Source organism: Xylophilus sp. ASV27, from assembly GCF_016428875.1.
GTDB lineage: Bacteria > Pseudomonadota > Gammaproteobacteria > Burkholderiales > Burkholderiaceae_C > Xylophilus.
The window spans coordinates 21,494-28,047 of the sequence record NZ_JAELTO010000058.1 but is presented as its reverse complement, the minus strand read 5'-3'; the positions used below and the strand labels follow the sequence as shown (position 1 = coordinate 28,047).

The window sequence follows — 6,554 nt, the reverse complement described above, 5'->3', positions numbered from 1 at the left end:
CCCTCTCCCGGGCTCGGAGATGTGTATAAGAGACAGACGACGAGCTGCGCGGCCTGAGCGTGCGCGTGGCCGCCACCTGGGTGCGCTTCACGCCCGCGACGCCCACGCAGCCCGCGGCCGAGGTGCTGGTGCAGGTGGCCGAGACGCGCGAGAAGCGCTCGGTGCTGGCCACCGAAATCATCAAGGGCGTGATGCTGCCGCAGTTCGCCATCCTGCCGCTGGCGGTGCTGCTGGTGTGGCTGGCGCTGGCGCGCGGCATCAAGCCGCTGTCGGAGCTGGAGGAGCGCATCCGCGCGCGCCCGCCCGACGACCTGAGCCCGCTGGACGACAAGACCGTGCCGCTGGAGGTGGCGCCGCTGGTGTCCTCGGTCAACGACCTGCTGCTGCGGCTGCAGGAGTCGGTGGCGACGCAGAAGCGCTTCCTGGCCGACGCGGCGCACCAGCTGAAGACGCCGCTGGCGGGCCTGCGCATGCAGGCCGACCTGGCGCAGCGCGAGGGCACGAGCACCGAGGAATTGAAGCTCTCGCTGCAGCAGATCGGCCGCGCCAGCATCCGCGCCACGCACACCGTCAACCAGCTTTTGGCGCTGGCGCGCGCCGAGAGCAGCGGCACCGCCTTCACCGCCGGCCAGCCCTGCGACCTGGCGCGCCTCACCATGGAAGTGGTGCGCGAGGCGGTGCCGCGCGCGCTGGAAAAGCGCATCGACCTGGGCTACGACGGCCTGGCGCCCGGCGCCACGCGCGTGGCGCTGCAGGGCCATCCGACCCTGCTCAAGGAGATGATCCGCAACCTGGTGGACAACGCCATCGCCTACACGCCCTCCACCGCCGCGCAGCCGGGCGTGATCACCGCGCGCGTGCTGGCCGACGCCTTCGGCGGCGTGGCGCTGGTGCAGGTGGAGGATTCGGGCCCCGGCATCCCCGAGGCCGAGCGCGAGCGCGTGTTCCAGCCCTTCTACCGCGCGCTGGGCACCGGCGTGGACGGCTCGGGCCTGGGCCTGCCGATCGTGCGCGAGATCGCGCGGCTGCACGGCGCGCAGGTCGAGCTGGAAGACGCCCAGCCCGGCCGCCAGCCGCCGGGCGCGCGCTTCACGGTGCGCTTCACGCAGACGCCGCAGCCGGGGTAGCCGGGGCAGCCGCCGGCTCCGGCTCGGCCTGGGGCAGCAGCCATTCGCGGAACTGGCCCAGCGTGGCCAGTTGGGCGCGCGCCTCGGGGTAGCAGAGCCAGTAGCCCAGTTCGCTGCGGTAGCCGCCGCCGCAGAGCGGCTCCGTGACCACGCCGGCGCCGATCTCGTCCTGCACCAGGCAGCGCGGCACCAGCGCCACGCCCATGCCGACCATGACCGCGCGGATCATGGTCTGGAACTGGTCGAACTGCGGGCCGGCGAGCGGGTCCAGGCCCTGCACGCCATGCGCCTGGCTCCAGCGCAGCCAGGCCTCGGGCACGGTCACGTGGCGCAGCAGTGTGCAGCGCGCCAAGTCGCGCGGGGTGCGGATCGGCGGCTCGGCCAGGCCCTGGCGCGGCGCGATCAGCGCCACGTCGCGGCCGGCCAGGTAGTGCGAGCGCGCGCCGGGCCAGTGGCCGTCCCCGAACAGGATGGAGCAGTCCAGCTCCGGCCGCTGGAAGTCGTAGCCGTGCACGTAGGGCACGAAATGCAGCGTGGTCTGCGGGTGGCGCCGCTGGAAGTCCGGCAGGCGCGGGATCAGCCACTTGGCGCCGAAGGTGGGCAGGGCGGACAGGTGCAGCGCGCCGCCGCCGTCGCCGCTGGTGATCAGCTCCAGCGTGGCCGCCTCCAGCTGCCCCAGCAGCGCGCGCACGGTCTTCTCGTAGCGCTCGCCCGCGGGCGTCAGCGCCAGGCGCTTGCGGCTGCGCTCGAACAGGGCCACGCCGATCCAGCGCTCGAGTTCCTGCACCTGCTTGCTGACCGCGCTTTGCGTCAGGTGCAGCGCCTCGGCCGCGCGCGAAACGCCGCCGAAGCGCACCACGGTGGAGAAGGCGCGCAGCAGGTGCAAGGGCGGGTTCAGGCGGCGGACGGACATGGCTAAATCCCCTCAAAACATTCCCAATTGGAATGTTATCAGGTACAGCAATTGCTTTTCTCCGAGCGCAAACACCGCTAACCTCAAAGGATGAACCTCATGCAACGCCGTACCCTACTGGCCGCCCTGGCCGCTGCTTCTGTCGCTCCTGGAATGTCCTGGGCGCAGGGCAAGCCGCTGCGCCTGGTCGTGCCCTTCCCGCCCGGGGGCGCCACCGACATCACCGCCCGCAGCCTGCAGGAGCCGCTGGCGCGCCTGCTGCAGCAGCCGGTGGTGATCGACAACCGCGCCGGCGCCGGCGGCTCCATCGGCATGGCCGAGGTGGCGCGCTCGGCGCCGGACGGCCTCAGCTTCGGCGTGGCCACGCTGTCCACCCATGGCGTGAACCCGGCCGTGTTCGCCAGGCTGCCCTACAACCCGGTAAAGGATTTCGTCGGCGTGACCGAACTGGTGAAAGCGCCGGGCGTGATCGTGATCAACCCCAGGGAACTGCCGGTCAAGGACTTCGCCGAGCTGGTCCATTACCTCAAGGCGAACCCGGGCAAGGTGTCCTATGCGTCGCCGGGCAACGGCACCATCGGCCACATGTGGGGCGAGCTGTTCAAGAGCAGCACCGGCACGCGCATGGTGCACATTCCCTACCGCGGCGCCGGCCCGGCCCTCAACGACGTGCTGGCGGGCCAGGTGCCGGTGTACTTCGACCAGGTCGCCTCCTCGCTGCCCTACGTCAAGTCGGGCAGGCTCAAGGCGCTGGCGGTGTCCTGGAGCGGCCGGCTCGACGTGCTGCCCGAGGTGCCCACCTATGCCGAACTGGGCTACCCCGCCAACAACGATCCGTCCTGGTTCGGCCTGGTGGCGCCGGCCGCCACGCCCATGGCCGAGGTGCAGCGCATGCAGCAGGCCGTGGCCGCGGCGCTCAAGGAGCCGGCCGTGCGCGAGCGCCTGGCCGCGCAGGGCCTGTACCCCAGCGGCAGCACGCCGGCCGCGTTCTCGCAGCAGATCGTGACCGAGATCGACAAGATGAAGAAGGTCGCCGCCTTCGCCCAGATCCGATTGGAGTGACCATGCATGCAGCCCTGAAACTGATCCAGCACCGCTACCAGCAGGCCCTGCCCGGCGCGCCCGGCGGCAGCGGCGGCGCGGCCCCGGCCATGGTCAGCAGCCTGCCCGGCAGCACGCCGCTGGTGCTGGACTCGCCGCACAGCGGCACGTTCTACCCGGCGGACTTCCGCTCCGCCTGCGACCTGGCCGTGCTGCGCCGGGCCGAGGACACGCACGTCGAGAAGCTCTACGCCTTCGCCCCGGCGCTGGGCGTGGCCTGGGTCGAGGCGCACTTCCCGCGCAGCTACCTGGACGCCAACCGCGACACGCGGGAGCTGGACGCCACGCTGCTGGACGGCCCCTGGCCCGATCCCGTGGCGAGCGACCCGCAGGTGCTGGCCAAGGTGCGACTGGGCAAGGGCCTGATCTGGAAGTTCACCGACGACGGCGTGCCGATCTACGACCGCCTGCTGGGGGTGGACGAGGTGCGCCAGCGCATCGAGCGCTGCTGGAAGCCCTACCACGCGGCGGTGGTGGCGGCCATCGACGCGGCCCATGCGCGGCACGGCTACAGCCTCCACATCAACTGCCACTCCATGCCCGCCGTGGCCGCCAGCCACGCCACCGACTTTCCGGGCCTGGCGCACGCCGACTTCGTCATCGGCGACCGCGACGGCAGCACCGCCGACCCGGCGCTGTCGCACAGGCTCTGCGAGCACCTGCGCGCACTGGGCTACAGCGTGGACTACAACCACCCCTACAAGGGCGTGGAGCTGGTGCGCCGCTACGGCCGGCCGGCCGAGCGGCGCCACAGCATCCAGGTCGAGATCAACCGCAGGCTCTACATGGACGAGCAGACGCTCGCGCCGAACGAGGCCGGCTTCGCGCGGCTGCAGCAGGACCTGCGCTCGATGGTGGAGATGCTGCTGGCGCTGGAGCCATCGAAATAGATAGCACGATGCCCCGAAAGCACCTTCGTTTCAGATAAAAAACATACTGAATCGGAGGACTCACCAGGGCTTCATGCTATATTTTAGATAGCAATTTCTCAATTACCGATGTCGCCGACCTTGTCGCTCGGGAAGCGCAAGCTGTCGCGCAGCATGGACGGCATCGGCAGCTCCAGCGTGATGCCCTTGGGCGGGATCGGCCTCTGGAACCAGCGGCTGTACAGCTCGTAGATCTCGCCGCTCTGGATCAGGCGGCGCATCTCCTGGTCGACCACGCGCTTGAACTCCGCATCGCCCTTGGGCAGCATGATGGCGTAGGGCTCGATGGTCATGGGCTTGCCGACGATCTTGAACGCCGCCGGCTGCGCCGCGTTGGCGCGCAGGCCGTAGAGCAGCACGTCGTCCATGGCGAAGGCGTCGGCGCTGCCCTTCTCCACCATGGCAAAGGCCTCGGCATGGTCGCGCGCCTCGACGATCTTCATCTTCAGGCCCTGCTCGCGGTCGAGTCGGCGCAGGGTGTCGACGTTGGTGGTGCCGGAGGTGGACACCACGGTGCGGCCGGCCAGGTCGGCGATGCCGTTGACCGGCGCCTCGGCCTTGACCAGGAAGCGCGACGCGGCAATGAAGTGCGCGATGGTGAAGTCCACCTGCTGGCGCCGCGCCGCGGTGTTGGTGGTGGAGCCGCACTCCATCGCCGCCCGCCCCTCGGCCACCGCCGGGATGCGCGAGGCCGAGGTGACGGCCAGGTAGCGCACGTCCAGCGCGGGCAGCTTCAGCTCCTTGCGCACCGCCTCGGCCACCTTCAGGCACAGCTCCAGCGCATAGCCGACCGGGCGCTGGTCCTCGCCCACCACGTAGGAGAACGGCACCGAGGTGTCGCGGTGCGCGATCACGATCTGGCGGCTCTCGCGGATGCGGTCGAGCTGGCCGGCCACGGCGCCGGCCGAGGCCAGCAGGGCCAGCGCCAGCCCGCTGGCGCGACGAAGGAAGGCTGCTTTCATCGAGATCTCCCTGGGACGTGCAGGGGATGCTAAACCACGCGCTACAGGCGGTCCATGGGAGGGCTGCAGCCCTGGCAACGGGCCCTACTTGTCGAACAGCGACGCCATGTTGGCGAACGCCTTGATCTCGATCGCATTGCCCGACGGATCGCGGAAGAACATGGTGGCCTGCTCGCCGACCTCGCCCTTGAAGCGGATGTAGGGCTCGATCACGAAGTCGGTGCCCACGGCCTTGAGCCTGGCGGCGACGTCTTCCCAGGCGGCCATGGACAGCACCACGCCGAAGTGGCGCACCGGCACGCCGTGGCCGTCCACCGCGCTGAGCTGGCTGTGGCTGCACTCGTCGGGCGCCAGGTGCGCCACGATCTGGTGGCCGTAGAAGTTGAAGTCGATCCAGTCGGGCGAACTGCGGCCTTCGGGACAGCCCAGCAGTTCGCCATAGAAGGCGCGGGCGGCAGCCAGATCGTGCACCGGGAAAGCCAGGTGGAACGGCGGCATGGCAGGGGTCGGGGACAGGATGGCGGACATGCGCGTGGGTTTGCGTGACGGGTGGGGTTGAAGATCCAGCAGAAGTCTAGGGACGTCGACTCATTTTGATAAACGATATATTTTTGTATTGATCAGCAATAAATTCGATGGATCGAGCATGCTGAAGGAACTGCGCACCTTCCTCGCCGTGGCCCGCCACGGCACCTTCTCGCGCACCGCCGAGCGCATCGGACTGACGCAGTCGGCGGTCAGTGCCCAGATCCAGCGGCTGGAGGAGTCGCTGGGCTTCGCGCTGTTCGACCGCGCGGGCCGCACGGCCACGCTCAATGCCGCGGGGCGCGAGACGCTGGCGCGCGCGGAGCAACTGGTGGCGCTGTTCGAGCAGTTGCACCAGCAGCCCGGCGGCGCGGAATTCTCGGTGCCCTTGCGCGTGGGCGCCATCGCCTCGGTGCAGGCCGCCGGCCTGCCGGATGCGCTGCTGGAGCTGCGGCGCGGCTTCCCGCAGGCGCGCCTGCGCATCGTGCCGGGGGTGTCGCTGGCGCTGCTTGGCATGGTGGACGCGGGCGAGCTCGACGCCGCGGTGATGATCCGCCCGCCCTTTGCGCTGCCGCCCGAGCTGGTATGGCAGCCGCTGTGGCACGAACCCTTCGTGCTGGCGGTGCCGCCGCAGGTCAAGGGCCGCGACTGGCGGCGCATCCTGCGCGAGCAGCCCTTCCTGCGCTACGACCGCGCCTCCTTCGGCGGCCGGCTGGTGGCGCAGTTCCTGCACACCCAGGCCCTCGACGTGCAGGACGCGGTGGAAATGGACGAGCTGGGCGGCATCGTGCAACTGGTCGCCCACGGCCTGGGCGTGGCCCTGCTGCCGCGCAGCCGGCCTTATTTCCCACTGCCGCCGGGCGTGCGCGCCATCGGCCTGGGCGACGCGGAATTCAGCCGCGAGATCGGCATGGTCGAGCGGCTGCGCCATGGCCAGACGGCCATCGTGCGCGGCCTGCGCGAGGCGCTGCGCAGGTTGAAATGACCACCGCCTGGC

Annotated in this window: 6 protein-coding genes and 1 pseudogene; 4 read left to right on the top strand and 3 right to left on the bottom strand. The window is 70.3% G+C overall.

The genetic code is table 11. The features are described from left to right. Positions 1-35 precede the first annotated feature (35 nt). A pseudogene (locus JHD63_RS13365) lies at positions 36-1,127 on the top strand (ATP-binding protein); the annotation flags it as partial. On the opposite strand, the gene JHD63_RS13360 reads toward JHD63_RS13365, so the two are convergent. Further along, positions 1,102-2,040, bottom strand: coding sequence for a LysR substrate-binding domain-containing protein (locus JHD63_RS13360; RefSeq protein ID WP_198971228.1), 939 nt, complete (start codon positions 2,038-2,040; stop codon positions 1,102-1,104). The pseudogene JHD63_RS13365 and the gene JHD63_RS13360 overlap by 26 nt on opposite strands. 99 nt (positions 2,041-2,139) lie before the next feature. Between JHD63_RS13360 and JHD63_RS13355 the strand changes: the two genes are divergently transcribed. Both JHD63_RS13355 and JHD63_RS13350 read left to right on the top strand, forming a co-directional pair. Further along, on the top strand, positions 2,140-3,102 hold the full coding sequence (locus tag JHD63_RS13355) for a tripartite tricarboxylate transporter substrate binding protein BugE (protein ID WP_198971226.1): 963 nt from the start codon (positions 2,140-2,142) through the stop codon (positions 3,100-3,102). 2 nt (positions 3,103-3,104) lie between these two features. Beyond that, the gene (locus JHD63_RS13350) at positions 3,105-4,031 is read left to right on the top strand and encodes an N-formylglutamate amidohydrolase (protein ID WP_198971225.1); all 927 of its coding nucleotides are present in this window, start codon (positions 3,105-3,107) and stop codon (positions 4,029-4,031) included. A gap of 98 nt (positions 4,032-4,129) precedes the next feature. On the opposite strand, the gene JHD63_RS13345 is transcribed toward JHD63_RS13350, so the two are convergent. After that, a complete protein-coding gene (locus tag JHD63_RS13345) occupies positions 4,130-5,032 on the bottom strand; it encodes an amino acid ABC transporter substrate-binding protein (protein ID WP_198971224.1) in 903 nt (300 codons plus the stop codon). Positions 5,033-5,116: 84 nt separating this feature from the next. Next, positions 5,117-5,560, bottom strand: a complete 444-nt coding sequence (locus JHD63_RS13340; protein WP_198971223.1) for a VOC family protein — start codon at positions 5,558-5,560, stop codon at positions 5,117-5,119. Positions 5,561-5,678: 118 nt separating this feature from the next. Here JHD63_RS13340 and JHD63_RS13335 point away from each other — a divergent pair, with 118 nt between their 5' ends. Next, the gene (locus JHD63_RS13335; protein WP_198971222.1) at positions 5,679-6,542 is read left to right on the top strand and encodes a LysR family transcriptional regulator; all 864 of its coding nucleotides are present in this window, start codon (positions 5,679-5,681) and stop codon (positions 6,540-6,542) included. Positions 6,543-6,554: the final 12 nt, after the last annotated feature.

Coding starts and splice junctions, on each gene's coding strand:
- JHD63_RS13345 (WP_198971224.1), bottom strand. CDS start 5,032: ATGAAAGCAGCCTTCCTTCGTCGCGCCAGCGGGCTGGCGCTGGCCCTG.
- JHD63_RS13355 (WP_198971226.1), top strand. CDS start 2,140: ATGCAACGCCGTACCCTACTGGCCGCCCTGGCCGCTGCTTCTGTCGCT.
- JHD63_RS13340 (WP_198971223.1), bottom strand. CDS start 5,560: ATGTCCGCCATCCTGTCCCCGACCCCTGCCATGCCGCCGTTCCACCTG.
- JHD63_RS13350 (WP_198971225.1), top strand. CDS start 3,105: ATGCATGCAGCCCTGAAACTGATCCAGCACCGCTACCAGCAGGCCCTG.
- JHD63_RS13360 (WP_198971228.1), bottom strand. CDS start 2,040: ATGTCCGTCCGCCGCCTGAACCCGCCCTTGCACCTGCTGCGCGCCTTC.
- JHD63_RS13335 (WP_198971222.1), top strand. CDS start 5,679: ATGCTGAAGGAACTGCGCACCTTCCTCGCCGTGGCCCGCCACGGCACC.